This window comes from Legionella sp. JM-2024, from assembly GCF_055389095.1.
Genome location: NZ_AP039388.1, coordinates 1,305,126 through 1,330,403 on the forward strand (window position 1 = coordinate 1,305,126; position 25,278 = coordinate 1,330,403).

Genomic DNA, 25,278 nt, shown 5'->3' on the forward strand with positions numbered 1-25,278 from the left:
CTTTCTTTAATATTTTCCTGTAATTTTCCAGATTTGACATAATGATGAAAAGAAGAAAATGGCTAGTTTTCTACGTTTTTAACCAAGTCGTTCTTGATTGGGTTGTAATGAGATTTCATCTATACTGATCTATGACTTCCATATTAACAAGGATCGTATCATGTATAAAAAATTATCAGGAATAATTGTATTTACGCTTTCTCTGATTTTCAGCCAGGCTCTATTTGCTGATAACTCCCTATGCAAACAAGGGTTAAAAACAATGGTGGAATCTCTGAGCCTTAGCGATGCTCAAAAAACAAAGATTAAACCCATTCTTGCTCAAATGAAAAACACGATGAAAGAGAATGGTTCTCAAATGAATGCTTTGGATTCTCAAATACGTGATCAGGTGAACTCAGCGACAATGGACCAAGATACAGTTAATAGTTTGGTTGATAAAAAAACAGCATTAATTGGTAATATAATGAAAGCTCGTATCAATGCAGAAAATCAGATTTATGTTGTTCTTACTCCAGAACAAAAAGCGACATTGCAAAATATGATAAAGACAGCAGAGGGAAAAATGGCGGCAAAATTCAAAAACTGCCATGATGATTAATTAAGTGTCTTTCCCGATTTAAGGGTGCGATTAAATCAAGTTAGAGGAAGCCAGTCTAACAAGTTAGTCAACGTAGTCTTGATTACGCTTCGCTGAATCAAGGCTATGCTTGCGAACAAGATTTCTCCTGTAAAGCCCCGTGCGTTGAGTCCAAAATATTTTAAATTTTTATGTAATGATAAGGATAGGGAATAGGCAAAATAGTATCATGGTATGTCAAAACAACCATTTTATTTAAAAATTCAACTTGCTCTTTTGTTCCTAACCCTTTTTTTAATGCTCTGTAAAAAAATCAATAAACCTTCGTATTTTAGGCTGCAAATATCGACTTGCCTGATAATATAAATACACCGACAATTCAGACTCCTGATATTCACTCAAAATCTCAACGAGACCTCCATCTTGTAATGCCTCTGCTACTATATATTCATGTAATTTAATAATGCCCATGCCAAGTATCGCGCATTCACACATGGCACGACTATCGTTGAGCCATAATACAGGCTCCACATAAATGTCATTACCGTTTTTAAAAGTCACCAGATTATCTGGTTCTCTCATGCTGTGAGTTATATAGCGGTGTTTACCAAGTTCTGAGGGAGTTTGCGGAGTGCCATTTTTTGACAGATAATCTGGCGATGCACAAAGGACATATCGTGTTGTAGAAACTCGCTTGCGAACTAATTCTGACGGACCTTCCATAGAAACACCAAAAAGCAAATCGATACCTTCTTTAGCTAAATTGGGAAATCGTTCAGCCAGTTCAATTTTAACCTGCAATTTTGGATTTAAATCCATAAACTCAGGCAAATAAGGAAGGAGATATCGCATAGCAAAATAACGACTGCTAGTTACATTTAATATTCCTGTTGCTTCATTCAGACTGCTAGCAATAGCTATTTCCGCCTCATTCAACTCCAAAAGAGCCTTTTTACATTGCTGATAATATTGTGCACCAATTTCAGTTAATGATAATTGTCTGGTTGTTCTAATCAACAGCTCTGTTTTCAGATCTGCTTCAAGGCGAGCTACTTGCCTGCTAATAGCGGCAGTAGATACACCATATTTTCTACCTGCAGCTGCAAAACCATGCTCTTCAACAACAGCTATAAAAGAAGCAATACGGTCAAATTTACTCATGATTCCAATTTCCATTATTGCAAATAAGTTAACATTTATTAACTTATTATGATATTGTTAATTATTTTGTCAATAATTATACTGTTTATTAATTTATAGTTGTCAAAAGAGTCGTCAGTATGTATGCGAAATCCAAACCATCTTTCATTACATTACTGTTATTAATTTCATTTGCGTCAGTGAATGCCGTTTTATTTACCCCGGCATTGCCGAACATTACTCGTTTTTTTGGTGTCACGGAACATGCCGCTCAACAAACCATTACCAGTTTTTTGATTGGTTATGCCCTGGGGCAACTTATTTATGGCCCCATAGCTAATCGATACGGAAGAAAAAAAGCACTTTATGCTGGTATCAGCTTGCAAATTATTAGCAATTTTTTATGTGTATTTGCCGGTGTGATTTCAATGTATTCATTACTTGTTTTAGGACGATTTCTGTTGGCCTTAGGATCCGGAGTGGGGTTAAAAATGACATTTACTCTTATTAATGAATATTATGAACCCAAATTAGCTACACAAAAAACTTCCTATCTGATGTTGGCCTTTGCAATAACACCTGGACTGAGCATTGCTCTTGGCGGCGTTTTAAACGCTCATTATGGATGGGAAAGTTGCTTTTATGCCGGGATTGTTTATGGGTTAATTATGCTTGCTCTGGTTATATGGCTTCCTGAAACCAAAAAAAACCTTCAACTGGATGCCTTTCAAATGAAGCATCTTATTCACGGGTATGTCAGTCAATTCAAAAACAGACAATTATTATCTGGAGGTGCTCTAATGGGTGGAGCATCGTGTTTTGTTTATATTTTTGCTGCAATAGCACCGTTTATTGCAATGAATTTATTAGGCATGGACACAACTCAATACGGAACTGCCAACATTCTACCGTCATTGGGGCTAATGCTTGGTTCAATTCTTTCAGCCCAATTTGCAAAAAAATACTCTCAATGTGCGGGAATCAAATTAGGTATTTCAATTGCGGGATTTTCTGCACTTTCCATGATGATTGCGGTATTGACACACCACTCAGCACTTATAAAATTGTTTATTCCTATGATGTTTGTCTATTTCGGCTTATCTTTTATTTTTGCAAATGCTTCAACATTGGCTATGAATCATACTTCAGATAAAGCACATGGTTCAGCCGTAATGAACTTTATCAATATGGGATTGGTCACTGTAGTGGTATTGGTATTGAGTTTATTACCAATGTCAGAATATTCATTACCTGCTATCTATCTCATTATATGTATTTTAATGATAGTGTTGCTCCGATATGCTTTTCAAAAACAATAAGTTAACACTTAAATTTTGGTCTAAATAAAGGCTAAAAGGTTGTGCTTATTCTATAAGGATATGGGTCCAATAAACCCCTTGGGGAGCTCTAATCAAAGCAAGATGACCTATTGGGGAGTTATTGTCGAGACCTTAACAATCGCTGCCCATAAACCTACCAAGCTGAATTTAGGCAAATTGTAGTTGTATACTTGAGTTTAATTCTTCTTTTGGTGTTGTGTTAAAAAGAGCAGGCATTTTTTCATGGATTTGTTCTATAAGATTTTTATAGGTTCCTCGGTTATTTTCAAATTGTATTATTTCGTGGGAAGGGTATTCAAAAAATTTATCCATCTCGTTGGCATATCGCAGACTTACTTTGCTTTCTTTATTTTGAAATCGGCTGGTGATGAAGCTTTCTCGGAGTACTTGTGCGACATCAATCATTACAAATTTAAGTTCGGGTATAGCATTTAATAACTTAAGTCGGTGTTTGTCGAGATACATGGCTTGGGAGATAACAAAATTTTGTTTCGGAGTTTTTTCTTTTTGTTTTTTGATAACATCAATCAAGACATCGACAAATTCATCAATCATTTCCGGAGTCATTTGTTCATCTTCGATTAGACAGTCACGCATTTTTGGGGTAATGTGGTTATCACCATCAATATGAGTGATGTTTAGCTGTTCGAGCAATCTTCCTATATAACTTTTCCCAGAGCCAGTTTTACCAAACAAAAAATAGATGGTCATTGATTGCAACCTTATAATACGTATTTTAGTGAATACCATACCTGAAAATAATAAAAATGTGTATTTTCTTTTATTTGCTAACAGTGTTTATAGCATGGTAAGGCTTTGTGGCCTGACCTATGCTTGTTTTTTCTCTCGTCACAGTTTCTCCTCAGAAATAGATCAAACATAATCATGTATACTATAAAAAATACCCAGTGGTTTTGTTTTGGAGCATGAAAGAAAAATTTGAGGTTATTTCCAAACGTTTATCTGAGTTGGACATTCATCATCAAAGTGAATTTCCTCAGGAAAATGATAATGACTTAAAACTGCAAGCAGCCTACATTGATCATTTAAGTCATGTAGCTTATGGAGCAATTGAAGAGCAATACTCGCAATTTAATCCTGAAGCATCGAAAGAAGAACAAATTATATTTTCCAAAAAAGTTCTAGCGATAAAAAATGTCCTGAGAGATTTACAGTTTATCCATAATGATTTAGCTAAGAATTTATATAAAAACTCAGATCTATATATTCATAATGATTAATATCCACTCACTTTGATTTATTGCTGATTCCTTGCAAATATGCTAAATTTGGCATATATCTTAGTAATACGAGTTTTCTGTGAAAGAATTAATTTGGCTTGGAAGCAGTTTAGATGATTTAAAATTATTTCCTAGTGAAGTAATTGATGAGATGGGATATGCACTACATTGTGCTCAAATGGGAGAAACCCATTCATCAGCAAAGATTTTTAAAGGACATGGCTCGGGTGTATATGAAATTGTTAGTAATTTTAATACAGATACTTATAGAGCGGTATATGTAGTTAACATTGACGATTGTTTATATGTTTTGCATGCATTTCAAAAAAAATCAAAGTCAGGGATTAAGACACCGCAAAAGGATTTAAATATGATTTCAAGTAGGCTTAAACAGCTTAAATTAAAGTTAAAGGGGAGTCGGATATGAGCAACTCTGATGAATTAAAAATAACTAGATCATCTGGAAATGTGTTCCAAGATTTAGGTATTCCTAATGCGGAAGAGCATTTATTAAAAGCAGATTTTGCTATGTTAATTAATCGAATTATTAAAGAGAAAGATCTTTCCCAGGAAAATGCAGCAAAAATTCTTGGTATTGATCAGCCTAAAGTTTCTAATCTTAGTCGAGGACAACTTTCTGGATTTTCAATAGACAGATTAATACGGTTTTTGATTTTGTTAAATCAAGATATTGAAATTAATGTGAAGCCTCATACTCAAAGTATTAATAAAGATAGTAATAAACATTATTCATTAAATTATTGTGCTCTTTAAATATGATCGAAGATAAAAAATGAAAAAACTACAAAACACGTCTATTATTGCCACCTTCTCATTCCTTGAAAAAAGCGACAATAGTACAATATCAATAAGTCTAACGCACTACCAACGCTCTTATGGAGGTACAAAGCCCGGTAGTATCCTAAAAAACACATTCCAGTAAAAACAAATCAATGGGATGAACATAAGCCAGGATATTTAGAGGCGGATACTGTTGCCCACTGCGGCTCATCACTGAGTGGTAATTTCGTGTGGAGCCTGACGATGACCAGACATCTGCTCTGGATGGACTGAGCTACGTGCTGTTTGGAATAAGGGCGCTACTGGTGTTGTATCGCAAATAGAAGATATTGAGCATTGTCTGCCATTTATTATTTTAGGGTTTGATTGTGATAATGGCTCTGAGTTTTTAAACTGGCACTTGATGCACTATTTCTCAAATGAAGAAGGCGCTCATCGTATTCATTTTACACGCTCTAGACCTTATCACAGTGATGATAATGCACATGTTGAGCAAAAAAACTGGACTCATGTGAGACAGCTATTTGGATATTCCCGCTTCGATAATGAGGGACTTGTTAAACTGATGAATGATCTCTATAAAAATGAAGTATCCCAAATGAATAATTTCTTTCTCCCTAACTTCAAATTGATAGAAAAACAAAGGATACATGCAAAGATTATAAAGAAACACAGCAAGCCAGAGACGCCTTATCAACGTCTGATGAAGTCTGAATTTATTACCGCAGAGAAGAAGACAGAACTTACGGAACTTTACAATCAGCTGAATCCATTCAAGTTACAGAAAGCAATACAGAAGAAATTAAAACGAATTTTTGCAATGGTGAATATCAAAACCGACTCAAAAATGAACTATATTTAAACTTACAGTACATCTGGGGACGGGGGTATTAACGAAGGGCCTCATCGCCGGCCCCTTCGCCCCGTCAGGATGTTTTTAGAGGGTATTTTATGTTAGTTAAGTCTCTGTTCGGTAACATTAGTTATGAGGGAATGAAAAGAACCTTCGGTAACATTTACTTATGAGGCAACTGGGTAGAAACAGGCCAAAATAATCAGAAATCTTTTACTCATGCCATGATACTTATCTATAATCCTCTTTTCCAATTGATTGAATTTAAAGATACAAATCAGAAAAAACACATTGTTTTATTTAATGATCAGATATCTAGCCATCAATTGCGGTTACTGCATTTCAAAATAAGTCAATCTGGTATATGGCTGAACATATAGAGCAATTAAATATCACTCATTCGAATGATGGAATTATGGGGAAGTAATGAATAAAGAAACTTCTTATAGTGATGAGGACTTAATTAATCTGGCAAGACAAGGGGACATGGAAGCTTATAATCTGTTGTTGTCACGGTATAACACTAAAATACAGCAAATTATTCACTCACACATTCAAGATAGAGCAAATGTTAGTGATCTGGCCCAAGAAGTATTGATCAAAGTTTATCGCTATTTACATTATTTTAAAGAAAAAAGCCAATTTTCCACTTGGTTGTATCGGATCACGCAAAATACAATCAAAAATCATTACCGCGCTGCAAATTTACGTATGGATATGGAGTCAGAATATGCAGACAGCTATTATCCTTCTGTACAACTGTCTCCTGAATATTTATCTATTAGTATCGAGTTTAGTGAACGTTTAGAAATGGTTCTTTCCAGTTTATCTGATGAGCTACGTCTTTGTTATGATGCATATTCTTGATGGCCAATCTTATGAGGCCATCGCAAAAAAATGGATTGTCCCGTCGGGACTGTACGTTCTCGTATTTTTAGAGCCCGAAAATTAGTCTTGGCTTCCATAATTAAGGAATGAATTATATCTAAAAATTGAAAAAATATTTTAATGAAAGAAATAAAAAAATTCATGGATTGTTTCAACGTATTAAATGAGGAAATTACAAACAATTAAAAGATGGTTCTCTCTGAGGCATTTTTTGGTCTGTTCTTATGATGCCGCTTTATTCTGTTAATCCTTTTAATGTGTACAGGATGGAGCTAATATTTTTACTTAGAAATGAAAATAATACGCATTGATCTATTCCAGCATTTATTCACTTCTGTTTCTTGGCTTGGCTATTTAGCAAAAAAATTATCCTCGAAAAAAGAATTGTTCTTTAGAGTGACAAATATCATGGCTTTCGATACTTTGATCCTTATCACTGAGATTCGGGCCTTGATAATTCTGTAAAGCACTCACTATATCCCGATGTCCTCTGTATTTAGCAATATCTAGAGCTTTAATACCATCTTTTTGGGGTTTATTTATCATAATATTGTTATGTGTTAATAGAGTTTCTAGTATTTCCAAATAACCGTTACATGCTGCTAACCATAAAGGTGTAATTCCGTCATTAGATGCCAGGTTTACATCAATATCAGGATGGGTTAACAATGCTTTGACCATTTCTAAATTACTATTTTGAACTGCTATCACTAAGGGAGTTATTCCATTTTTTTCAGGTTGATTAACTGATGTGTCTGGATATTTTAATAGAACATTGACCACATCTAAGAGACCTTGGTTTACTGCCATCCATAAAGGGGTAAAACCATTATTATCATCCTGATTTACAAGGATTTTAGGATGACTCAACAATACCTGTAATATATCAAGTCGACCTCTACAAGCTGCTATCCATAAGGGAGTCGCCCCATTTTTATTGGGATTATTAACCTCAATAGACGGATGGGAAGACAGCATATGTACCACATCTAAGCGACCTTGCTGAGTAGCTATCCATAAAGGTGTAGTCTCATTATCTCCGGGTTGGTTTACTAAAATATCTGTGTGCTCCAGTAACATCTTTACCACATTAATATGACCATTCTGTGCTGCCATCCATAAGGGTGTTCTTCCATTCTGGATAGCATGGTTTAACCTAATATTTGAATGTTTTAATAAAGCTTCTGCCACCTTCCAATGTCCATTCTGCGCGGCTATCCACAAAGGAGTAATCCCATTTTTATCGTGACAGTTAACATCAATATCTGGATGTTCTAACAATGCCTGGACTACCTCTATATGTCCTTGTTCGGCTGCTAACATTAAGGGACTAACCCCATGTTTGTTAGCCTGATTTACAGCGATATCTGGATGAGCTAACAGGAATTTCACTGCATCTAAATGATTACGGCGTGATGCTGCGCTTAAGGGGGATGTCCCATTTTTAGCAGGTTGATTCACTAAAATATCGGGCTGTAATAATAGAGTCTCTATTGCATGACTGCATCCATTTTGTGAAGCTATCCACAACGGTGTAACTCCATTGTTAGTGCTAAGGTTTACTTCAATTTCCGGATTTTTCAACAAATGCTTGATTACGCTTCGATGGTTACTTTGGGCAGCCTTTAACAATGCTGTAAAGCCATCGGAATCAACTCGATTAGGATTACTGCTTTCGCATAACCCCTGAAGTGAGTCATTACTGATTTGTTTTAGTTTTTTGCGCAACTCATCTTGCTCATATGATTCCTCAGCAAATACTTTAATAGTTAAGTGAGTGACACCATTATCTGTGAATATATCAATTAGTGGCTTTAATAATTGATCTACGGATGTATACTGGGATAACTCTGAATGGTTGGTTAAGAACCATCTTTCTTGTTTATCATCATAGAACAGATGTACGGTATGGTTAGAACTGTAAATTAATAACCCTCTTTGCTCATTCATTTCAATGAGCTGCAGAAATCGAGCCAGGAAACTTCCTTTGTCTACCTCTGATTCAGTGCTAATGAAATATTTATTAGGGTTTGGTAACGTTAGGTCTTGGTATAATAACTCTTCTACTACTTGAATATCATCTTGAGAAAAAAAAGGACCTTCAATCTGAAAAAACTTTTGAACTGCTCTAGGATTATAATAACACGATATTTGGAAAAAGAAGGGCTCGATGGATAATAAAAGTGTTTCTTCATGCGTTAGGGACTCATTTGTTTTGGCATGTTCTTTTGCATCATTGATCAGTGAGGCGAGTGAGCCTTCTTCGATTCGAGATAAATAATCCATTCGTTCTTTAAACTTAACATACTGTCCAAAGCGCCGGGCTCTTTCGGCCATTAATGCTAGACCTTGACAAACACCATCCTGGCATGTAGGATAATTTAATTCCGCCATCAAGTCAATAATATCTGCCATACACACTCTCTCAATAAGTATTATTATCAATTCACATCATTTCAGATGTTTCAACCTAGCTTGAAAACTTAAGATTGCTATGAACACTTATTATCTGAATATATTATTAAGTGATTTATAAAAACCCACTGGGTATGCATACCCATTTATTACTTGCTGTGAGTTAGAAGCTATTTACTATCATTAAAACAGTTAAATGAATCATAATAGGACAAGAGGTCGGATTTGAGTTTGGTCAGAGCAGGCAGACTCAGTGTTAGAAAAAAATCTCCGAGCGCTGGTATAACCTTTTTGATGAAAACGCTGAATGCCTCCACATTGATTTTGAGCAAAATATTGCCTAATTCTTTGACCAACTCAATGTTTGGAATAAAGCCGCAATCCAGCAGTCTTTCGATATAAGGATCAAGGGATTCTGAATAATCGATACTTCCCGCCATGGATAACAAAATATCCCTTTTTAATACCCGCATATTGTTCCTACGCTCTGAGGTAAAAATGGTCGGGCCACTTATTTCCTTGAAAGCGAAGGTTAGGTCCAGCAGCAATTGGCATAATGCCTCTACATGATCATTGAGATTAGTAATGTGCGGAAAGCTTTGTGATAATAAATTCTTGGAATGGACAAAGAAGGGATCCTGAGGATTGTTCAAACGTGTTCCCATATAATCAAAACCTTGATAGGTATAATCCAGAGTAAAGTCGTTTATAATTTGATCAAAAAACGCAATATTCCTGGCAAGCACGGTATAAACCACTACGCCACAGCCTGATGATATGCCATTCACAAATTGTGGCAGGTTAGTTATTCCATTCAGGTTGCAAATTCTTAATTATAGTATCATGTATATCTTATGTGGGATTCTCCTGTGCTGTTTCAAGTTTCTCAAGAACATGAGGTACACCTTCCATGAGTATCGCACTTCAATTAGAATTGCCAATTTGATTTTAATTGCATTTCGAAGGTATTGACAGGGTAGTGCCCAAATTCTAAACGCCAATATGCACACCAAATTGTAAGGAACAGATAAAGATGTTTTTGAAATTTATAACTTTTTTTTGGGGAGGTTTGTTGATCTCCTTCGCAGTGCTAGCTAAAAATTGTTCTGAACAATCGATAATTTTTCAAGTGAATCAAGATCAGATGAGTTTTGATAACTCCACGTTAAAATCAGCAATCATGATTCCAATTGATGAAATGGCAAATCAATATGGATTACAATTAAAGTTGAGAAAGAATGCGGCACTTAAGCTTAAGGCCATCAGTTCCAAAAACATAGGTCAGCAAGCTCGTTTAATATTGAATGATGTCGTGATTTCTTCTCCAAGAATTCAGAGTGAGCTCGGAGGAGAGTTTATGTTGACAGGACTTACTCGAGAGCAAGCCAAACAATTTGTCGAGTGTATTACGGCACGTTAATTATAAGTAGAGCGTTTAATTAGCATTAAGATTCTTATCTTCCAGAATTAATTCTGGTTACTTGATGTCTAATTTGAAACAATTAATGTAGCCCACTTATTGAATCTTCTTTATTGAAAAAATGTTAAGCCAGGGCTAAATCTACGCCTGCTGAAATCTACTTGAAATGACTTGTCGTAAAAACTATTAATCCGAATTGATAGCGTAACCCGTATTACGGGCTGCGCTAATACGGGTTATGCTCGTTAGGTAGACAATTATTGTTTGAACATGGGTAACGTGGATAGTCCAGGTTGATTGTCAATTAAATCAATGAGGTCAAGGAGTAATTGATTGGCTTTTTGATCCTTTTTGAGCAAAGTCCATTTGATCTCAGCCAAACGATGAGGTTCAGTGCGGTAATAAATCGAAAAAAAACCATTACCCAAGTTTTCTTGCTTGATGCGTAAAAGAGCATATTTTTGAATAAGCGGATGATCAATGTTAGCCTTCTCTTGGCAGAAATCGCGAAACGAAATGGACATTTTATCCTGATAATGTTCCGAGTATTCTTTTTGTATTGTTTCGAAAAGTGAGGAGTGTCCACTTTTAAGCTTTGAATCCTCACGCAGCGTTCCTAATATTCTTGTCAGCATCTCGTCGTATTGTGCGGGGCTTGCTTTTTGCAGGGAGGTTTTTCCTGCCAGTAAATCTGTTTCATCCAAATCGACAGAACTCATCAAGAAACGGATGCATTGCATGGCTTCTTCGTAATGAATGGTGGTTCCATAGCTTGAGCAGGCCAGAAGAAATGCCTGCTTAGTCGGTTCTGCTCCCATATTATATAAGCGTAAAGCCAAATCTTCATGGCCTAAACGCAACAAAAATTCAGCCGGACGCATCGATTCATATTCAAAATTATCTAGATTATTGATAATGAATAACCGTTCATCAGTGGCGATATTGTTCTCAATATAACTAATAAAGTCGTGTAGTAATTCAATAATCTCGGGGTCGCCCAAACTGGATACTATTAAGCTTTTGAGCGGGTTATTGCCACTTTCAGGGTGGATCAAATTCAGGTAAGGGGAGTGATCTATGGTGGCAAAATCAACACGTTTTGCCATTAATTCTCGAAACAAAGTAACCATTTGAGTAGAAGAGAAATTTAATTCATTGGTGGCAATAACATTGGCCAGAGTTGTCATCAATGGGCTCTCTTGAGCCGTAGGGCCTGGATAGCCATATACTCTCTTTGTTACGAAAGTTGTCCAGTGGGGCGGAGTGTATTCATCTCCTTCAATAGTTATATGGCTATTAACCATAATTTTTTGATTTAAATATTCGGCATCGTGACTACGAATGCAGGACATTAGGAGGTGGTATTTATCATCTTTATCCAGTGGGGCATTTAATAGGTCCAGTAATTCTTTGTCTTTAATGATTAATGAGCTTTCTGCCAAGCTTTGAGAAGAGCCAGAACTATTGTTATGATAAAAAAAACATGGAGCTTTTTGTGTCGTTTTACTTCGCATAGTTAAGAATCCATTTCAAAAAGTTTAAAACCGATAGCCAATACAACAAAAGCTTCGAACCTGTGTTTTTTTGTAAGAATCTCTATATTTCCTTAATCCTGTTTTATTCAGAGTGACTTTATATTGATTATATTGTCTATATAAGTCAAGCGCATAGTTATTCTATCTTGTGGAAAATATTGAGCATCCTGGCAAGACAACAATTGACTTGGATTTCCAGTTCAAGAGAATAGTACGCTTGCTTTAAAGCGTAAGCAGAAGTATCCAGAGTTTATGCAATGGTTATCAAGGTGACTCTCAAATCATGTGTTGTGAAATGAACTCTTTTAACACGTGTCTTGCTTGCGAGGTTCGATAATGTAACCTGTCGCATCTGTTCCTGGGAGTACATAGTCGTTTCGGTACTGCCTCTTGAAGATACTTGAGTGTTAGTTTGATAGTATATTTTGCTTAATTTATTCATTACTACCTAAAAAATAAATAGGGTGAAGAGGTAATAAGTTTTTTTGTTCGTCTCTCATTTTTGGATAATATTCTATCCATAGCTCAATGAGCCTGTCGAAATCAATTAATTCAATATGCTCTCTTGAGTTTATGGCTTCTTTGATGGCTGGTTTTGAAAACTGGCCAGATGTTACAAATATGCCTACATCAGTATTTCGTTTAAGGGTTCCAGAGAGTTTTTGTATGGAGTCGGAGGCAACCGAATCCGAGGGACGATGTTTGACTTGTACGATAATTCTTGGTTGTTTGGTTCCTAACGGATCAGTATAGGCAACTACATCTATACCCCCATCAGGACCTCGTTCAGCAATGTGAGAGATGTGATAACCCATGGCATCTAAAAGAGCTGCAACTAAATCTTGGAATTCGTAGGCATTTTTGTTGTTAATGAAATCTCTGATCCCTGTGTTGGCGTTTCCTTCATATTGCTCTAAAAGGGCTTTTTGTGCTTGTCCTACATCTATGCTTGCTTCTTCAATGGAGATATCTTCAATTTCAGACTCAGGACTTTCGATTTTTCTTTGTGCATTCCATTCCCGATAAATTTTATTAGCGTTGTTAAGAAGGTTTTCTGGACCTAATTTAATTGCTTCAGCTCCTTCATTAGTTAAAATCCATAACCCTTTATTTTTTCTTAAGAAACCTGCTTTCATGCAATCAATAGTATAAAAATGCAAAATTGATTCCCATCGTACATAACCAGTTTTTTCATAGACGTGCTTTTCATAATCATCAAACTGAACAGTTTCACGGATTTTTTCAATAACTTCTTTTCCTCTTAACTCACCGCCGGCATCTTGAAGAATTTTGAATGCTGCAAAAATAGTTTTTTCTCCAATTGCTCTGCTCCGTGATTTGCTCATTATTTTTCCTAATCATTCTCATTATATTAAATATAGAATAGAAATGATCAGGGTGATGTGTCAAAAAGAGTATAGTGGATAAAGCCAGACAGAATAACCTATATTAGCGAAGCCTAATACGTGCACGCTTGCTAAACTGCCAGTGTTCCTGTTGTCAATGTGGATACGATGGGTACGTAGGGGAGTGATGGCATATACACATAAATAAATCAGAACAACTTGAGAGGCTCGGCAAGTAGGCTGAGCTGTGAAGCCCAGCAATTATTTGAACATCATCGATTTTTTGTAATTTTTAGAAAAATCACAGGTTTCAATTTAACATTTAAAGTTTCATAGTATAAATATATTTCTCTTCTTCAGCAGGAGATTTCTTGCTGTGTAACTTCCACTGCCTGCACCAATTTTTGAAGCGTTTTTCACGTCGAGCAGCTTCTATATAGGTCTCATGAGTTTCATAACACGTCGTATATTTTTAGGATATGGATTTAACTATTTATAGGAAAAGATCCATTTTCAGCATTTCTAAAATCTGGGAATGAAGCATGCATGTGTGCAATTTTCCAGTTTCCATTTTCATTTTCCAGAATTATGGTTCCACGTAGATGTTCAAATATATGTTGTTTACCATCTATTGTAACTTTGGCAGTACAAAGTGCAGCTGTCCATAAAGAATCATTGCTATCTGGTGTATAAGATATAATTTCAATCTCCCCTTGTTCTGACTGACTCCAATCACGCTCCAGTTGCTCCTTGATTTGAGTTAATCCAACACGATATTCGTCAAGACCAGATCCCCACATAGTGGCATTTTGTGTAAAGAGGCTTAGTAAATAAGTTAAATCACGATTTTTGTATCCATGACAAAATTGATTTAAAAGCTGTTTAGCTGAGTTATTGGCATTTTTAATGATCATAATTAATCCTCATTTGTTAAATTGTGAAGAGTTTAGCAATTAAAATAATAATGTCTGTCCGTATTGATTACGGACAGATTAGTTATAAAATCATTAATTCAATTTCGTTCTGGGGAGTGAGGCCTGTTCTGTGTTTTACTCTTTGAAGGTAGGTTTCAACTGTGCGGGGAGAAATATCCATAATTTGAGCAATTTGTTTATATGACTTTCCTTGTATAAGTAATCTTAAACAGGCTAATTCCTGAGTTGTAATATAACTTTCTCCTGTTTTACCTCGGACAGAAACTGTTCCCTTAGTCAAGCAAATTTTTTTATAGTTAATATCTCTATAGGGTTCAGGTAATAATAAGGGGTGTTTATCCATGAGTCGAATTAATTCATGATTGGCGATTTCAAATTCATTGATAAAATACTCAATGCTTTTAAGTTTATTAAGATAGAATGCTCCCGCATTGTCTGGTTCAACGGGGGTAGCGACAGCGATCATGTCATAATAATGTTTCGAACGTCTGACCAGAGTGATACCATTACGTATATTGAATTGTTCTCTTGCTAACTGCACAGGCATTTCCGGGAGTTCCTCATCCCAAAGAAACCAATATGATGAAGAAGATTGATGTTCATCTGTAAACGATGAAAATACTACTGGGGCATTATCCACATACTGAAAATGCTCTAACAGTCCTGTATTGTTAGTTAGAAGTCCGATAGAACCATTGTCATAGCATCTTAAAAACTGAAAATAATTAAGACCGTGGCGATTTAGAAAGTCAGCACTTATTTCTTGTATTTTGGATTTCAGAGCTATTGTTGGATGGTCTAGAGTTATTTTTATTCCCATGGATCTTGATTGTTCTGTGTGCATAAAACAGGCACATATTATCATAATTGCTCTTCAAACAGGAAGTGCAAGAAAGTGGCGAGGTAATGGTTTGGCAAAATACTGTTTTAAAAAGCAAACTTTATAAAGACACGGTATCTATGTATGCTTAGCAGAAAGCCGAGGTGCTAAAACAGGTTCTAATCCCCCTGTCCATGGAACGTACTTCTCCATAACAGCTGTAAATAAATCTGAAGTGATAAAGCGACTGAGCCAGGCTTGTAAGTAGGGGCAGGGGATGTTATCAAACCAGTGTGTGTCGACCATCGCAAACTGACGAATAAACGGGAACAAAGCCACGTCCGCAATATTAATGGTGTTACTGATTAAATACTGGGTAGTACTCAATTTGTCATTTAAGGTTTGTAGGTAAGGAAATGCCTGCTCACGATAATAGAAAGGATCTTGTTTTTCCGAGCGCTGTGGGTATTTGTAGCTATCAAGAATCGGCTTAAACTCATTGTCATTTATTTGGATGAGCATGTCTGATTGTTGTTGAAGGTTTTGAGTATACCAGCCATCCGGATCGGATTGAGTCAAGGCCCAGCGCATGATTCCCAGACTTTCATCAATGACATTGTCATCTGGCATCACTAATACCGGAACTGTTCCTTTCGGCGAGGCTTTAAGCATGGCTTGAGGTTTGTCTTTTAATAATATCTCACGAATATGTACTTTAACCCCAGCATAATAGAGCGCCATTCGTGCACGTATTGCATAAGGACAGCGTCTAAACGAGTATAAAATAAGTTTATTTCTCATATTCATATTCATATTCATATTTATATTGATGGTTGTAAATTTATTATAATCAAAACGGACTTTATTCTCGATTGTGTTACCCTCTCCTCAGATAATATCTCAAGTTGTTTGCTACACTGTAAGTATCATTCTTGGCGATGTGGTACGAGCAGTGCGTAGGGAGTTGGTATGATAAGACTAATCAGCGTTCTATTTTATACACTTATAATAACAAACGTGATGGCATATACACCTCAATTTAATAAATCAGAGCAGCTTAAGAAGCTCAGTCCTTTGCAATACCAGGTAACACAAGATGGAGCAACAGAAAAATCATTTGATAATACTTATTGGAACAATAAAGCAGAAGGCATTTATGTTGATATAGTATCAGGAGAACCTTTGTTTAGCTCTACTGATAAATACGATTCAGGAACAGGTTGGCCCAGTTTTACAAAGCCAATCGATACATCGTATTTAGTTTTTCATACCGACAGAAGCTATTTTTTCATTGTGCGTACGGAAGTTCGTTCTAAATACGCAAACTCTCATTTAGGCCATGTTTTTAAAGATGGACCCAACCCAACTGGATTGCGATATTGCATGAATTCAGCTGCTTTGAAATTTATTCCGAAAAATGAAATGGAAAAAGCCGGGTATGGAGAGTACCTCTATCTGTTCAATAAAAAATAAACTTCTTCTGCTTTTTCAGTCAGCATAGATACTGTCTTTAAAAGCTTGGGGGCTTGATCCAACTTTACCCCCTGTGAGGTCGTCTTAGCAGCCAGACCCAGACATGAGTACCACAGGTATGAGTTGGTCCTGTTTAACGGTATAGGTTGTATTGGGAACAATGTTTACCCAGTTTGTGAGGAAGTCAGGTCCGTGTTTGTCGGTTGACCACACCAAAATCCTAAAGTATTTTGAATGATTGGGTGGGGTTAATCGGATTTGCCCTTTTTGAGGAAGCATCATTAATGCGCTTAAATCTAATGTTGAGCCATGAATGATAGTCTTATTGGCTTTTTGAGTGATTTCAACGGTGGCTGCCCACTGTACTGCAATTTTACCTGGTTTCCCTTTCTCAGGATAGTTCGTCTCATTATCAAGCACAATACTGTCAGCTAAAGCAGTTGAAGCCATGAAGCATAAATACAACCAGACTAAGATCTTTTTCATTATTTCACCTAATGGTTATTGAATAATTTTACCTTCTTGGGGCACACAGGTTGCCTTTTCGTTGATCTTTGGTGTTGTTAGAGGGAACTTGCCATCAGAGCAAAGGGTTGTTGTTTTTCCAAGGTTTTTGAAGGTTTCTTTAGGGATGTGCACGGCCACGTTTTTAATCACATTGACTGCTTCAGGAATGTCGAAATCACCTACCATGCTTAAAAGTTGGTAGCTTTCTTGTGGAGAAAACCCTTGAGTACGCACTAAAAATTCAATGGCATTCCTGGAGGCAAGTTGCATGGCTTCATACAGGTTCTCGTTCAAACCCATCACAATCCATTCCCTGGAATTTTCAACTATTGGCCAGGTGAATAAACTGTTTCCATTGCGTTTGGTTTTATCAAATACCCCTTCAGCTTTTAGATCTTTTCTTACAATAAATTGCAAGGTGATTCCTTCATAAGAGGTTTCAAGTGCTGTGACGTCAATTTCTCCATTACTTTGCATGGCATGCGAGTCACCTGTCCAGACTAAAGCTCCTTTTTGAAAAACGGGCAAATAAAGAATGGAACCTATTTGTAAGCTGGGTTGATCCAAGTTACCTCCAAAAGGACCTGGTGGGACAGAGTTGAATTGTCCTGGAACAGGTTGACCCATATGAGATTCTAAATTCACTGGCCAGCCATCAGGCCAATCCCGAGGTGGGGCTACTGCGATAATTCCCGGAAACGGCTTTAAGTGTAAACATACGCCCTTGGTAAATTCTGTTGTGTTATTTTCTTTATCGTATTTAAAGTACATGATTCTTGGTTTGGTAAACTCCGATAAAATCCCTTGTGTAGGGCTTAAAAAGTTATACCCAAAATCATTTAATTTGATATCTAACACACGAATCTCAAGCACATCTCCTGGTTCGGCTTCTTCAATGTAGACTGGACCAGTGAGGCTATGCATACCGCGTCTTTTTTGAATGTCATATTTTGTATAGAACTCTGCAAGTTCAGCAGGTGTTGTCTTATTAAAGACCATTTCTTGCAAACAACTGTTCCAGGTCTCCAGAGACACGGTATCTCCAGAGTGAACGGTAACTACAGGTGGTTTATCCAGTGTAAAAAGGCCTAAAGTCACGGTGTCTTTCGTTGCCGGGACTCTGTAAGTTTCTGCCGAAACAGTAGAGAAAAACACGGTTGCTATTAATAAAGAGACAGTTTGGATTCTATTTAGCATTTCTAGTCCTTGAAAATGGCTAATGATGGATTTTAAAATGGAGTGCGTTTAATAATTTAATAGGTTTAATATGAATTTCATAAAAATTCAAGTCATTGTGTCTCACAGTTGTGAAACAGTATCTTAAGGATTCATCAGTAGAACTATTATGGGTTCCTTTCGTATTGTTAGCGTACTTGTTCTATTTATATTATATGGCTGGTTTTAATGTTGGAGTTATTGTACTAATCCATCGAAAGGAAATGCAGAATTCATGATAACTATGGTATTTCAGTACAAAGTGCAATTATATATAGTCTTGTTGTTCTAATCAGAGTTAAACAGAGTATTTTCTATTTTAGCCAAGTGCTTTTGCCTCTCATTGAAAGCATCTTGATCATATTTTGATAACCTCTCATTTTTAATTATTTCTTTTAATGAATTAGCTTGGCTCAATAAGTCTTTAATCATGAGCTTATTGTTTAATAAGCTGCTTAGCTGAATAACCAAATCATAAATCGTCAATATAACTGTTAGATCACGTGTTGCCGCTTGTCTTAATCGAGCTAATGCTGTGTCCAATATGCCTTTGTAAGTAAATCCTCTATATTGGCCCACTACATTTTTATCATAATATAATTTGTCTTGTTCAATGTCATATTGTTCGATAAAAAGGAATAACTCGCCTAATAAAAAAACAGATTGTTTTGCCGTATAGGGATCGTTGATTCCTGGGGATAAAGCGCGTACAGCAATTTCAGCAATTTGCTCAAATCCGAATTCAATGTCCTGGTTTAGGAGTCTGGCATGATTTACATTGATGCACTTTTGTAGAAGAGAGGGGGTCAATGATTCAAAATCTTTTGATTTCTTGGCATACAATTCCATAACAGGACTTTTTTTATAGATATAATCGCCTGGTCTGATAAGAACAAATACCTTCAAATGATGATCGTATGCAATTTTTTTTATTTCGTCATAATCAATTCCTTGAACATAACCACTGTATTCGGAGTAAATCATTTTATTTCTTCCTGCCTTTGGATAAGATTTATCATTAATATAGTCTGTCATCTCCTCCTTTTTAGGAAAATTGAGTGAAATAGCGGATTTTGTTTTTTCAATAACTAAGGCAAGAATATAATCAATTTGAATGGATTGAATTACTTTATTAATAAATATAACCAGTATAACCAGGCAAGAAATTGTTAAAAAAAGCACATAAAAAGTTTGTAGGCTACGAGTTCCAGCATTACTGTTAAAATAAATACAATAAAGACTAAAAACAAAAGTGCCTAAAAAAAAGCCTAAAGTTGTCTGTGTAATTCTGGATTCAAGGAAATTGGGCAGTAAACGTGGACCAAATTGATTTGATACTGTGGACAAAATTAGCATGCTGATTGAGAAAGTTAAACCAATTAAGGTCATTAAAGAGCCGGAAGTGATACTGATTATTGTTTGTTGACTCTCAACTGACACCGATAGATAAAATCCATTGATATTCTTACTTGCTAAAATCAGAATACCACCTATTAAATTAATGGTAATTGATATAATTAAAGGCAAAAACCATGCTTTGTTAACCAGTAAAGAGAGTTTTTGCTTGGTAACTCTATTGATTGTCACGCTTGATTACCCTTACTTAATGATTAGCAATAATATAATGGTGCACTTTACAGTTTAGTTGATTTTCAGTTTTTTTGAGTATAGTACTAATTTGAATGATGAATCTTTGGGCAATTTTTTTGTGTTCAGCAAGTAAATTTTTTAGATATTGGCAAGTCAACCTGGTTTGGAGCCTTCTGACCCGACATGCTTACTCATTCCGTTGAAAATAAAATCAAGGCAGTCAGTGCAAATATCATCCCTAATCCTTGTTTTAAGCTTAATTCCTGCTTCAGAAAAATCATACAGAATATTAAAGTAATCATAGGGTACATGGAGGTGACCAATACTACTGGCATGGTAGGGCCGTTACGTAATGCCAAAATAAAAAAAATACAGGCAATCCCATTGGCCAAGCCATTTAGTAATCCATAAGTACTTCCTTTAACAGAAAGCTCTGGTTTAAAACCCAATAGAACTAATGCAATAATTCCAGAAATTAAAACCCCTATGCTTGAATAAAAAGTGATGGAAAGGGGATTAATGAAATTAGAAGCTCTTGTCCCCCAATACCCCCAGGCACCATAAAGAAATAATGCGGCTAAAGAAGGAAAGTACCAAGCGCTAAAATTCATAATTTTATCTTATCAAGCAATTTGTTTCAGGTTTGCACAGGATAACTGTTCATTGGTTAAAATAATACTGTTTATTACTAAATTTTACTTTATATGGGGTGAGTTGTTATCAACAACTTGATCATAACCTATTGTAATGAGACAAATTATCTTCCATTTATAATTTTATTTGATTAGGAACATAATTTTCTGGGGTCTGTACATTCCCCCTTTGTTGAGAGAATCCAAAAAATTACCATTTGAACTATTATTGTATATATAACAAACAATTTTTATCGCATTGTATGTATCCCCAAGAAGAAATCACAGATGAGCTACACGAAAAATTTTGTAAATCCATTGTTCCTGTTTCCAAGGTTTCTCATAAGTTTAGAGGAATAATACAAACAGAAGAATATTTGGACATGGAAAAATTTCCAGAAAAGCTTGATGGTTTTTTTTCTAGTGTTTCACCTGTAATGCCAAAAAAGTCATTAGAGAGAATTCAAGATTTATTGGAAGAGCCTTTTATTATTGGTGAGTCACATTTGCATATTAGCCCGAAAAAATTTTTAATAGACAATATGAAAAAAATGAAGGAAAACGGGTATGAAATTTTATTCATGGAACATTTATTTTATGATACTAACCAAAAAGATTTGGATGATTTTTTCAAGACAGGTGAGATATCTGCCGATTTAATGGCTCAACTTAAAGAAATGAATCGAGGTGGAATGAGCCATTTCTTTGGCCCAACGTCAAAAATTACATCACCTTTATGGAAAGAAAACGATTATATAGCAGTATTACGTGCTGCGCGTGAAGCAGGGATCAGGGTAGTTGGGATTGATATAAGTACTGTTTATAAAAGCCAAAAAATCGGTATCGATAATCAGCAATTAGACGATACTCGAATTCGATATATGAATTATACCGCAGCCCAAATCATGGAGCGTGAAATTAGCTTATTACCTAAAGGTAAAAAATGGTGCGGGTTGATGGGAAATACTCATGTCAAAACTTTTGAAAATACAATAGGAGTTGCAGAAATATTTGGTGCGCGAAGCGTCTATGTTTTTGATCACCATGACTGGATGGATTCGACCGAGCCGAGTAAAAGTGAAATGGAACTTGATAGTGAATTTATCCTCTCCAAGGGAAGGCAGATATTTAAAGGAGATGTGATTTATCAAACAGACCCAAGATTACAACAATCATTATTTGAAAAGCCACTCGAACACTCAAGTTCGGTTTACAAGGAAAAATTAGCTCATATAGTACAGCCGCAAATGGGACTTACGACTAATGAGATAGACCTAGCAATCAAATATCTAGCCAGTCTTGAGGTTACTGAGCTGGGTAAATTATTTGGATTCGATGGGTCTAAAAATGGATTAGATAATTCGTATTATTTTGTTCAAAAAATAACTCCGATAAATGAAAAAAAACCTATTGAACAGAATAATACATTTAGTATTAGCCTTGAGAGCATCTATTCAAATCATGAATCTCATATTCTTTATCTATCAAGAGATCAATTATTGGGATTTTCCACAAAACAAAGGGAAATAGACCTTGAGTTTTCGAAGCAACTGAAATCGACTTAAATAAAATTTTTTAAGAATAACTGGTCTGGTTTTATCTTTTATCTTGGTTATTCTCTATACAATCATGTTTAAACTAGTATTTATGGATTAGAAATGGAATTAGACTCTGATTTCACAGGATAATAATCTTCAATCAGGGTGAACTCCCCTAATTTGGAAATCTTTACTTCCTCTTCAATTCGATCTTGATTAAAGTAATTGCGAAGCAAATAAGAGGTATGGGACACTAAACGATGAGAGGACATCACAGAAAGGTGGCCATGGCGATCCAAAATTCGCAACGAGTCAGGATATTTACTGACATATTCTTTGATATACCCGGAATTCCCCAGCACAATCGCATCTTCTTTAGCAATGATAAAGTGATAATCACTAACTGGGTTTTCGATTATCTTTTGCTTAAGCTGAAAAAGAAACTGACTATCAATTTCCATTTCTTTTACTGAATCGGAAAACCATGACAATGGTTTTACAGCAAGGTAAGAACCATTAAAAGGAGTACCCACTGTAATGACAAGTGGAACCTCAATGGAGGCTTCTTTAGCCAAAAACTCTGCAAAATAGGAAGCAACTAGCCCACCTCGGGAGTGCGCCATTAAAATGACTTGTTGATGGTGATTGGCTTTAATCTTATCCCTCAGTTGTTCAGCAAAAAATTCGATGCTTTTCCCCTGATAACGTTGATCAAAAGCAGGTAAATTCAGAGAACAAATTTCATCAGGGAGTCCTGTCTGAATCAAACGTTCGGCCACACGTTGAAACGCTGCAGGCTGATCACCTGTACCATGAATAAAATAGATCGCTGTTCCGGAGTTATGATCTTGTTCGTTCTTGTAATTAGGATTCTGGTAGGATTGATCGCCTGAAGGAGAAGTTAACCAATAATAAGTATGGGCAAACATCCCCGTGGTGGAGATAGGTTGTTTTGCTTTTGCAGTATCGAGAGCGCGCTTCAACATACTTGAACTCCTTTTCATTGCGGAGAGCTACGGTCGAAAGTTAGATATAGTTCAAAATAATAACAGGCAGATTGAACAATTGGGTTCATTTGCCTTTGTCATTTTATTATCACTGTCCATAATGACATTAATCTTCAGTTAAGGCAAAGGACATGATTTGGATCTGTCCGTGCAATATAGAGTGTAATCCCTCAAGTAATATGAGTCGGTTATAACCTATGCTTTGAAGAGCTATCAGCGTCAATTATTGGCAATGAATTATGAACAAGCTGTGATTCGCTCAAAAATTCATTCCTGGTATCCACTGGTTTGTCTTCAGTAGAGTTTGTACTATTTGGAGTAGGGGGCTGTTTAGGATTGCTGCCTTTATTAAGCGTTTGAAGCATTGCAGCGGAATTTGTTTTAAATACCCCACTTTCTTCGGAAGCTTGCTTTTCTGATTCCCGATTTGTATCAGTACGAGGTTTAGACGAATCAGAAATTCCAAATGCATACTTAATCACAGTGGGCAAAATTAATAAAAACGTTGTCCAAATCCACCAATTGTTGATGTACTCTGTGCATAAAGTATTATTAATTTCTTTGCGCCGTAACAACCTTCCATTGTCATCTAATTTAAATAAGGGTTGATTTTGATTTTTATAGTCACAGGGAATAGGAAAAAGCTCATAAACTTCTCCCCAACGAGAGAGTGGGAGAGGATTTTCCGTTTTATTGGGTAAGGCTTTTTTAATTTGAGAAATGACTTCTAATAATCCCATCTTGGCAGCAGTGCATACCTTCTCCCTGTTGTCCTTACTTTTGCCTGTAAGTAAGGAATCATCACCATACGCTTTCCATTCTTTCTGAGAGAACTTGTCTGTAACCCAGAGACCGTTTTTTCCATCTTCGTTATGCATCACCAATGTAAAGAGACCAGTAATGGCGGAAGGAACCGGGATTCCAAATAGTGTTTTTAATTCATATAATTCTTTTCTGGGAACTCTGATATGTCCCGATGCAAAAGCATCTGTAAGAAAATGGCCTGCCGAAGCTTCAATGGCCAAAGTAAGATGAATAAGCTGATTAATTTTAGTTTCATCAATTGGCTGTTGCGATGACAATTCTTGAATCTGTTTAATGACATCTAAAGCCAATTCATGACCAGCCTGATAAGCTATTTTTGCCGATCCTGCAAAATGATCTACGTTATTTTTGGAAAGTTGCAAATAATCACCCTGGAATAAGGGATAGAGGTAAAAAGCTCCTCCAGTGACGTAATTCCATAAGCGGTTAGTTGTAGTAGATACTTCTTCAAGTGCTTTTTCAGCACAGTCACAGTTTGATTTAGGATTGCACGAACAATTTTGTAAAGCGATCTGGACTGCTAACTTTTCAATAGCACCAATTTCAAGAATTTTTTTAATTTTTTCTGGATTCCCTTGATATAAGGTATTAAACGCATCCATAAAGATCTTTTTTTGTTCTTGCAGATTAGACCCTGAAGAAATGGATTTATCTGGGAGGCCAAAAAAATCACCCATTAAGGCATAGAATTCATTGGCTTCAATCTGAAAACTCCCTAGTTTTATTATTCCTTTACGAAGCAACTTATCATCCGGGAAATATTCCCGGAAAAGTTCTTTGGATATTTGTCCAATAGTAGCATGTTCCGAATAATCAAATTGTAAGATGGGTTTTTCTTGTTTTTTAATTTGCAGAAGGGCATTAATAATTTTCAATTCAACAATTTTTGTTAATTTCTTTCCATGGATGCTACGCAGCAAATTAACTAAGTCATTTTTTTCAATCCTGGTATGAACAGCATTATCTTTCTCGTCTCTGTAAGTAAAAAACCAATCATCACCATTTTTATAAATATAAAAAGTATTGGTTTTTAAAGAATCTACAGGTGGGGAAGTAACAAATAACAGTTGATTTAAAACAGATTTATCAGCCATTGTAAATAAAATAATAACAAGATGTACTGAATTGTATCATATGTGTTGTTTGAAAACCAACGGGATCATAAATTTTACAATCT

25 protein-coding genes are annotated in these 25,278 nt (G+C 35.9%); 10 read left to right on the plus strand and 15 right to left on the minus strand.

The features are described from left to right. Positions 1–160: 160 nt before the first annotated feature. A complete protein-coding gene (locus ACZ5EK_RS05765; protein ID WP_464431820.1) occupies positions 161–601 on the plus strand; it encodes a Spy/CpxP family protein refolding chaperone in 441 nt (146 codons plus the stop codon). A 273-nt stretch (positions 602–874) separates the two neighbouring features. Here ACZ5EK_RS05765 and ACZ5EK_RS05770 read toward each other — a convergent pair whose 3' ends face one another. Continuing rightward, positions 875–1,741, minus strand: coding sequence for a LysR family transcriptional regulator (locus ACZ5EK_RS05770; protein WP_464431821.1), 867 nt, complete (start codon positions 1,739–1,741; stop codon positions 875–877). A gap of 119 nt (positions 1,742–1,860) precedes the next feature. On the opposite strand from ACZ5EK_RS05770, the gene ACZ5EK_RS05775 reads away from it, so the two are divergent. Next, positions 1,861–3,039: an MFS transporter gene (locus ACZ5EK_RS05775; protein ID WP_464431823.1), complete on the plus strand. Its 1,179-nt coding sequence runs from the start codon at positions 1,861–1,863 to the stop codon at positions 3,037–3,039. A gap of 168 nt (positions 3,040–3,207) precedes the next feature. Here the strand turns inward: ACZ5EK_RS05775 and ACZ5EK_RS05780 are convergent, their stop codons facing one another. After that, the gene (locus tag ACZ5EK_RS05780) at positions 3,208–3,771 is read right to left on the minus strand and encodes a hypothetical protein (RefSeq protein ID WP_464431824.1); all 564 of its coding nucleotides are present in this window, start codon (positions 3,769–3,771) and stop codon (positions 3,208–3,210) included. A gap of 215 nt (positions 3,772–3,986) precedes the next feature. On the opposite strand from ACZ5EK_RS05780, the gene ACZ5EK_RS05785 reads away from it, so the two are divergent. From ACZ5EK_RS05785 to ACZ5EK_RS05805, 5 genes are all read left to right on the plus strand, one after another. Continuing rightward, positions 3,987–4,301 carry a hypothetical protein gene (locus ACZ5EK_RS05785; protein ID WP_464431825.1) on the plus strand — a complete coding sequence of 105 codons (315 nt, stop codon included), beginning with the start codon at positions 3,987–3,989 and terminating at the stop codon, positions 4,299–4,301. A 79-nt stretch (positions 4,302–4,380) separates the two neighbouring features. Continuing rightward, positions 4,381–4,728: a type II toxin-antitoxin system RelE/ParE family toxin gene (locus ACZ5EK_RS05790; protein ID WP_061828154.1), complete on the plus strand. Its 348-nt coding sequence runs from the start codon at positions 4,381–4,383 to the stop codon at positions 4,726–4,728. Beyond that, positions 4,725–5,075, plus strand: a complete 351-nt coding sequence (locus tag ACZ5EK_RS05795) for a helix-turn-helix domain-containing protein (protein ID WP_464431826.1) — start codon at positions 4,725–4,727, stop codon at positions 5,073–5,075. The genes ACZ5EK_RS05790 and ACZ5EK_RS05795 overlap by 4 nt, the downstream gene beginning before the upstream one ends. 430 nt (positions 5,076–5,505) lie before the next feature. Next, on the plus strand, positions 5,506–5,964 hold the full coding sequence (locus ACZ5EK_RS05800) for a hypothetical protein (protein WP_464431827.1): 459 nt from the start codon (positions 5,506–5,508) through the stop codon (positions 5,962–5,964). A gap of 417 nt (positions 5,965–6,381) precedes the next feature. Next, positions 6,382–6,822, plus strand: coding sequence for a sigma-70 family RNA polymerase sigma factor (locus ACZ5EK_RS05805; RefSeq protein WP_464431828.1), 441 nt, complete (start codon positions 6,382–6,384; stop codon positions 6,820–6,822). Positions 6,823–7,209: 387 nt separating this feature from the next. Here the strand turns inward: ACZ5EK_RS05805 and ACZ5EK_RS05810 are convergent, their stop codons facing one another. Together ACZ5EK_RS05810 and ACZ5EK_RS05815 are read right to left on the minus strand one after the other, a co-directional pair. Beyond that, positions 7,210–9,258 carry an ankyrin repeat domain-containing protein gene (locus ACZ5EK_RS05810; protein ID WP_464431829.1) on the minus strand — a complete coding sequence of 683 codons (2,049 nt, stop codon included), beginning with the start codon at positions 9,256–9,258 and terminating at the stop codon, positions 7,210–7,212. Positions 9,259–9,428: 170 nt separating this feature from the next. Continuing rightward, positions 9,429–10,046, minus strand: coding sequence for a hypothetical protein (locus ACZ5EK_RS05815; RefSeq protein WP_464431830.1), 618 nt, complete (start codon positions 10,044–10,046; stop codon positions 9,429–9,431). 245 nt (positions 10,047–10,291) lie between these two features. Between ACZ5EK_RS05815 and ACZ5EK_RS05820 the strand changes: the two genes are divergently transcribed. After that, entirely contained in the window at positions 10,292–10,678 is a 387-nt protein-coding gene (locus ACZ5EK_RS05820; RefSeq protein ID WP_464431831.1) for a SecDF P1 head subdomain-containing protein, read from the plus strand. 257 nt (positions 10,679–10,935) lie between these two features. On the opposite strand, the gene ACZ5EK_RS05825 is transcribed toward ACZ5EK_RS05820, so the two are convergent. The 5 genes from ACZ5EK_RS05825 to ACZ5EK_RS05845 form a co-directional block, all read right to left on the minus strand. Then, positions 10,936–12,192, minus strand: a complete 1,257-nt coding sequence (locus ACZ5EK_RS05825) for a hypothetical protein (protein ID WP_464431834.1) — start codon at positions 12,190–12,192, stop codon at positions 10,936–10,938. Between the two features lie 455 nt (positions 12,193–12,647). Then, complete coding sequence (locus ACZ5EK_RS05830) at positions 12,648–13,559, minus strand: restriction endonuclease (RefSeq protein ID WP_464431835.1); 912 nt, start codon at positions 13,557–13,559, stop codon at positions 12,648–12,650. 485 nt (positions 13,560–14,044) lie between these two features. Further along, on the minus strand, positions 14,045–14,473 hold the full coding sequence (locus ACZ5EK_RS05835) for a nuclear transport factor 2 family protein (RefSeq protein WP_464431836.1): 429 nt from the start codon (positions 14,471–14,473) through the stop codon (positions 14,045–14,047). 82 nt (positions 14,474–14,555) lie between these two features. Continuing rightward, complete coding sequence (locus tag ACZ5EK_RS05840; RefSeq protein ID WP_464431838.1) at positions 14,556–15,359, minus strand: helix-turn-helix transcriptional regulator; 804 nt, start codon at positions 15,357–15,359, stop codon at positions 14,556–14,558. Between the two features lie 93 nt (positions 15,360–15,452). Next, positions 15,453–16,115 carry a glutathione S-transferase gene (locus ACZ5EK_RS05845; protein ID WP_464431839.1) on the minus strand — a complete coding sequence of 221 codons (663 nt, stop codon included), beginning with the start codon at positions 16,113–16,115 and terminating at the stop codon, positions 15,453–15,455. 168 nt (positions 16,116–16,283) lie between these two features. Here ACZ5EK_RS05845 and msrB point away from each other — a divergent pair, with 168 nt between their 5' ends. Next, positions 16,284–16,787, plus strand: a complete 504-nt coding sequence (gene msrB / locus ACZ5EK_RS05850; protein WP_464431840.1) for a peptide-methionine (R)-S-oxide reductase MsrB — start codon at positions 16,284–16,286, stop codon at positions 16,785–16,787. Between the two features lie 84 nt (positions 16,788–16,871). On the opposite strand, the gene ACZ5EK_RS05855 is transcribed toward msrB, so the two are convergent. The 4 genes from ACZ5EK_RS05855 to ACZ5EK_RS05870 all read right to left on the minus strand — a co-directional run bounded on the left by ACZ5EK_RS05855 (position 16,872) and on the right by ACZ5EK_RS05870 (position 20,710). Next, entirely contained in the window at positions 16,872–17,273 is a 402-nt protein-coding gene (locus ACZ5EK_RS05855; RefSeq protein ID WP_464431841.1) for a hypothetical protein, read from the minus strand. Positions 17,274–17,288: 15 nt separating this feature from the next. Continuing rightward, the gene (locus ACZ5EK_RS05860; protein WP_464431842.1) at positions 17,289–18,491 is read right to left on the minus strand and encodes an acetamidase/formamidase family protein; all 1,203 of its coding nucleotides are present in this window, start codon (positions 18,489–18,491) and stop codon (positions 17,289–17,291) included. A 306-nt stretch (positions 18,492–18,797) separates the two neighbouring features. Further along, positions 18,798–20,096 (minus strand): DUF2254 domain-containing protein, encoded by a 1,299-nt coding sequence (locus ACZ5EK_RS05865; protein ID WP_464431843.1) that lies wholly within the window; start codon positions 20,094–20,096, stop codon positions 18,798–18,800. Positions 20,097–20,290: 194 nt separating this feature from the next. Further along, on the minus strand, positions 20,291–20,710 hold the full coding sequence (locus ACZ5EK_RS05870) for an EamA family transporter (RefSeq protein WP_464431844.1): 420 nt from the start codon (positions 20,708–20,710) through the stop codon (positions 20,291–20,293). A 284-nt stretch (positions 20,711–20,994) separates the two neighbouring features. On the opposite strand from ACZ5EK_RS05870, the gene ACZ5EK_RS05875 reads away from it, so the two are divergent. Continuing rightward, positions 20,995–22,296 (plus strand): membrane-targeted effector domain-containing toxin, encoded by a 1,302-nt coding sequence (locus tag ACZ5EK_RS05875; protein ID WP_464431845.1) that lies wholly within the window; start codon positions 20,995–20,997, stop codon positions 22,294–22,296. Positions 22,297–22,376: 80 nt separating this feature from the next. On the opposite strand, the gene ACZ5EK_RS05880 is transcribed toward ACZ5EK_RS05875, so the two are convergent. Together ACZ5EK_RS05880 and ACZ5EK_RS05885 are read right to left on the minus strand one after the other, a co-directional pair. Further along, complete coding sequence (locus ACZ5EK_RS05880) at positions 22,377–23,255, minus strand: esterase/lipase family protein (RefSeq protein WP_464431847.1); 879 nt, start codon at positions 23,253–23,255, stop codon at positions 22,377–22,379. A gap of 209 nt (positions 23,256–23,464) precedes the next feature. Beyond that, positions 23,465–25,195 carry a hypothetical protein gene (locus ACZ5EK_RS05885; RefSeq protein ID WP_464431849.1) on the minus strand — a complete coding sequence of 577 codons (1,731 nt, stop codon included), beginning with the start codon at positions 25,193–25,195 and terminating at the stop codon, positions 23,465–23,467. Positions 25,196–25,278 lie beyond the last annotated feature (83 nt).

Coding starts and splice junctions, on each gene's coding strand:
- ACZ5EK_RS05785 (WP_464431825.1), top strand. CDS start 3,987: ATGAAAGAAAAATTTGAGGTTATTTCCAAACGTTTATCTGAGTTGGAC.
- ACZ5EK_RS05795 (WP_464431826.1), top strand. CDS start 4,725: ATGAGCAACTCTGATGAATTAAAAATAACTAGATCATCTGGAAATGTG.
- ACZ5EK_RS05780 (WP_464431824.1), bottom strand. CDS start 3,771: ATGACCATCTATTTTTTGTTTGGTAAAACTGGCTCTGGGAAAAGTTAT.
- ACZ5EK_RS05765 (WP_464431820.1), top strand. CDS start 161: ATGTATAAAAAATTATCAGGAATAATTGTATTTACGCTTTCTCTGATT.
- ACZ5EK_RS05820 (WP_464431831.1), top strand. CDS start 10,292: ATGTTTTTGAAATTTATAACTTTTTTTTGGGGAGGTTTGTTGATCTCC.
- ACZ5EK_RS05805 (WP_464431828.1), top strand. CDS start 6,382: ATGAATAAAGAAACTTCTTATAGTGATGAGGACTTAATTAATCTGGCA.
- ACZ5EK_RS05810 (WP_464431829.1), bottom strand. CDS start 9,258: ATGGCAGATATTATTGACTTGATGGCGGAATTAAATTATCCTACATGC.
- ACZ5EK_RS05840 (WP_464431838.1), bottom strand. CDS start 15,359: ATGATAATATGTGCCTGTTTTATGCACACAGAACAATCAAGATCCATG.
- msrB (WP_464431840.1), top strand. CDS start 16,284: ATGATAAGACTAATCAGCGTTCTATTTTATACACTTATAATAACAAAC.
- ACZ5EK_RS05870 (WP_464431844.1), bottom strand. CDS start 20,710: ATGAATTTTAGCGCTTGGTACTTTCCTTCTTTAGCCGCATTATTTCTT.
- ACZ5EK_RS05875 (WP_464431845.1), top strand. CDS start 20,995: ATGTATCCCCAAGAAGAAATCACAGATGAGCTACACGAAAAATTTTGT.
- ACZ5EK_RS05775 (WP_464431823.1), top strand. CDS start 1,861: ATGTATGCGAAATCCAAACCATCTTTCATTACATTACTGTTATTAATT.
- ACZ5EK_RS05885 (WP_464431849.1), bottom strand. CDS start 25,195: ATGGCTGATAAATCTGTTTTAAATCAACTGTTATTTGTTACTTCCCCA.
- ACZ5EK_RS05855 (WP_464431841.1), bottom strand. CDS start 17,273: ATGAAAAAGATCTTAGTCTGGTTGTATTTATGCTTCATGGCTTCAACT.
- ACZ5EK_RS05770 (WP_464431821.1), bottom strand. CDS start 1,741: ATGAGTAAATTTGACCGTATTGCTTCTTTTATAGCTGTTGTTGAAGAG.
- ACZ5EK_RS05800 (WP_464431827.1), top strand. CDS start 5,506: ATGCACTATTTCTCAAATGAAGAAGGCGCTCATCGTATTCATTTTACA.
- ACZ5EK_RS05880 (WP_464431847.1), bottom strand. CDS start 23,255: ATGTTGAAGCGCGCTCTCGATACTGCAAAAGCAAAACAACCTATCTCC.
- ACZ5EK_RS05845 (WP_464431839.1), bottom strand. CDS start 16,115: ATGAGAAATAAACTTATTTTATACTCGTTTAGACGCTGTCCTTATGCA.
- ACZ5EK_RS05835 (WP_464431836.1), bottom strand. CDS start 14,473: ATGATCATTAAAAATGCCAATAACTCAGCTAAACAGCTTTTAAATCAA.
- ACZ5EK_RS05860 (WP_464431842.1), bottom strand. CDS start 18,491: ATGCTAAATAGAATCCAAACTGTCTCTTTATTAATAGCAACCGTGTTT.
- ACZ5EK_RS05825 (WP_464431834.1), bottom strand. CDS start 12,192: ATGCGAAGTAAAACGACACAAAAAGCTCCATGTTTTTTTTATCATAAC.
- ACZ5EK_RS05830 (WP_464431835.1), bottom strand. CDS start 13,559: ATGAGCAAATCACGGAGCAGAGCAATTGGAGAAAAAACTATTTTTGCA.